General features: G+C 75.1%; 2 protein-coding genes. One reads left to right on the top strand and one right to left on the bottom strand.

Annotated elements, in window-relative coordinates:
• On the bottom strand, window positions 1-357 hold a 357-nt coding region (locus HGA02_RS18790), incomplete at its 3' end, for a sodium/proton-translocating pyrophosphatase (protein ID WP_210728803.1).
• Between the two features lie 337 nt (window positions 358-694).
• On the opposite strand from HGA02_RS18790, the gene HGA02_RS18785 reads away from it, so the two are divergent.
• Window positions 695-1,557: LacI family DNA-binding transcriptional regulator (locus HGA02_RS18785; RefSeq protein WP_168680851.1), on the top strand; the 863-nt coding region annotated here is incomplete at its 3' end.

Raw genomic sequence — 1,557 nt, 5'->3', positions numbered from 1 at the left:
CGCGACGCGCAGGTTGGCGCGCGTCGCGAGCCACATGCCCAGGAACCCGATCGACGCGGAGAACAGCGCGCCGACGAGGAAGAAGATGGACCGCCCGACCTTGATGCCGGCGTCTCCCGGCAGCAGGAACAGCAGGGCGCAGACGACGACCGCGAAGATGGCCAGCGTGCGGAACTGCCGGCTCAGGTACGCCGACGCCCCTTCCTGGACCGCGCGCGCGATCTCGCGCATGGACGCCGTACCCTCACCGGCCGCGAGCACCTGACGGCGCAGCACCGCAGCGACGACCAGCGACGCGACGGCGACCGCTGCGATGACCACGACGATCGTGATGCTCGTGGAACCGAGCTCGACCATGCATCCTCCAAAGGATGGTGCCCGGCACGCTCCCCCTGACCGTGCCTGTCCCGCGGCCCCGTTGCCGCCGGACCCGCAGAGTCTAGCCACGCGATGTGACGTCGGTCGCACGAGGACGTGACGGGGAGGTGGACGCGCGCCGCGGCCTGCCCGACCGACGGGCCGCGGCCGATCGCCGGGGTGGAGGGCCCCCGTGCACCCGGGACCGTCGCTCCTCCGCGGGTGGGCGCGTGCTGCGCCGGGCGGGTGGTGCCGCGACCTGCGGCTCAGCACGTGCCCCGGGCGACCGATACGCACGGGCGACAGCGCGACGAGGCGACGACGAGCGGCGGCACCGATGGCGGACGGACTCCAGGACGGCGACCGGCGCCGACCCTCCGGCGACCCGCTCGTGTGCGTCCTGTCGCCGTTCATCGGCGGACCGTTCTACGGGCGGGTGCTCAACGGCACGCAGCGGGGCGCGCGACGCACCGCGAGCCGCCTCCTCGTCGTCCAGACGCTCGACGCGGCGTCGTTCCGGATCGACGCCCACACGGTCCCCGAGCACCTGCCGCCCGTCGCGCACGACCACGTCGAAGGGTTCGTCGTGCCGGTCGGCGCGGTCGCGGACGACTACGTCCAGGACCTGCACGCGGGCGGTGCCGACGTCGTCCTCGTCGGGCACTCCCTGCCCGGGATCACGTCGGTGCGGGCCGACAACGCGGCAGGCGTCGCGGCGGCGGTCGCGCACCTCGTGGCGCACGGGCACACGAGGATCGCGTTCGCCGGGTTCCGGGGCGCGCCGGACGTCGCGGAGCGCTACGACGGGTACCGCGACGGCCTGCACGCGGCCGGGATCGTGCTCGCCGACGACCTCGTCCACGACGCGCCCGACAACCTCGAGGGCGGCGGCGCGGTGGCGGCGCGCGCGATGCTCGCGGCGGGCCTGCCGTCGACCGCCGTCGTGTGCGGCACCGACCTCAACGCGATCGGCCTCATGCGGGTGCTCCGCGAGGCGGGCCTCGACGTGCCGGCCGACCAGGCCGTCGTGGGGTTCGACGACATCGACCGCGCCCGGTTCGAGTCGCCGGGCCTCGCGTCGGTCGCGCAGCCGATGGAGGAGATCGGGGCGACGGCGGTCGAGCTGCTGCGCGACCGTCGGGCCGCCGCCGAGGGGCCGCGGACGGTCCGCGTGCCGACGACGTTCGTCCCGCGCGAGTC

The organism is Cellulomonas septica, assembly GCF_012396155.1.
Taxonomy (GTDB): Bacteria; Actinomycetota; Actinomycetes; order Actinomycetales; family Cellulomonadaceae; genus Cellulomonas; species Cellulomonas septica.
This window is presented reverse-complemented; position numbering and strand designations above follow the sequence as displayed.